Here is a 917-nt window from a genome sequence, read left to right on the forward strand (position 1 = left end):
GACGAATGCTGCCTGCGGCAGCTACGCGTCCGGTCGTGTCTGGCCCGGCCGGGCAATTCTGTTCCACCACGCCGGATCGGCATAGTACGAGGCGAGTGTCTCGATGTCGACGGTAGCGCCACCAGGCGTGAACTCGAATGCCCCGAACAGGTTGATGTGCTGCCATGCGACGGGCGACATACCAGCGATCAGCGCCATTGCGGCATCGTCGCCCGTGGCGCGCTTCTGCTCGTACACCCGCGAAAGCAAGGCCGTGTTGTAGTGAATGATCGCATTGGCGATCAGCCGCGAGCATTCATTCCAGATCTGCTGTTCGGCCTCCGTCTGCACGCGAAACCTGCCGGCGTTGACAAAGGCAATCGCACGGCGCAGACGATGATAGGCCTCGCCGCGGTTCAGGGCTTTCTGCACGCTCTGGCGCAAGCCGACATCGTCGATGAATTCGAGAATGTAGAGCGTGCGGCACAGATTGTCGAGCTCCCACAGCGCCTTCTTCGTCTGGTTCTGGCGGGCATAGTTGCTGAGCTTGCGCACGATGGTCGCCTGCGTCACATCTTTCTGCGCCAGCGAAGCCATGATGCGCTGGATGTTGGTCCACTCACGGATAATCAGTTCGTCGTCGGACCTGCGCGACGGCCGGATCAGCCAGTCTTCATTGTAATGACCCGGCGGGTGGCGGGCGACCAGACGATCGATTTTTTTATGCCGATCGCGATAGCGCGGCGCGAACTGGTAGCCGAACGTGGCTTTGTTCAGCAGGGTCACTTGCACGGCGGCTGAGGGTCGGGTAGAAAGAGTCCAGTGATCAATCCGACTGGCGAGCTTTCATGCCTTACAAGTCAAGACTGAAGAGTGGCGAACCGCGCAAACGAGCCAAGCCGGGCTACCGGGTGACGAATGCGCGTGACTACAACGCG

Annotated in this window: 1 pseudogene; it reads right to left on the bottom strand. The window is 60.5% G+C overall.

The annotated features are described in order from the left end of the window. Window positions 1–21: 21 nt before the first annotated feature. A pseudogene (locus EVC45_RS44865) lies at window positions 22–792 on the bottom strand (Tn3 family transposase); the annotation flags it as partial. Window positions 793–917 lie beyond the last annotated feature (125 nt).

This window comes from Paraburkholderia sp. UYCP14C (genome assembly GCF_004197395.1).
Lineage (GTDB): Bacteria > Pseudomonadota > Gammaproteobacteria > Burkholderiales > Burkholderiaceae > Paraburkholderia.